This window comes from Mediterraneibacter sp. 210702-DFI.5.30, assembly GCF_020560115.1.
Taxonomy (GTDB): Bacteria; Bacillota; Clostridia; order Lachnospirales; family Lachnospiraceae; genus Mediterraneibacter; species Mediterraneibacter faecis.
In genome coordinates this window covers 1-226 of record NZ_JAJCME010000215.1, presented here as the reverse complement: position 1 = coordinate 226, position 226 = coordinate 1, and the positions used below count along the sequence as shown (strand labels likewise).

Below are 226 nucleotides of genomic sequence, written 5' to 3'. Positions count from 1 at the left end.
CTGACGACCGATCTGGTGGATCAATACTACGTTCGGGCACGCGATTATGAAAAGTTCGACATCATGACGCGACTGATTGATGTTCAAGATCCTGACTTAACGATCGTATTTGGCCGGACCAAGCGTCGCGTCGATGAGCTGTCGAAGGGCTTAACGGCACGCGGCTATAACGCGGCTGGTATTCATGGCGATCTGACACAGGATCGGCGGACCAAGATCATGAAAC

Annotated in this window: 1 protein-coding gene; it reads left to right on the top strand. The window is 52.2% G+C overall.

Going from position 1 to position 226, the window contains the following annotated elements:
* Positions 1-226: helicase-related protein (locus tag LI126_RS15310; RefSeq protein WP_227165763.1), on the top strand; the 226-nt coding region annotated here is incomplete at both ends.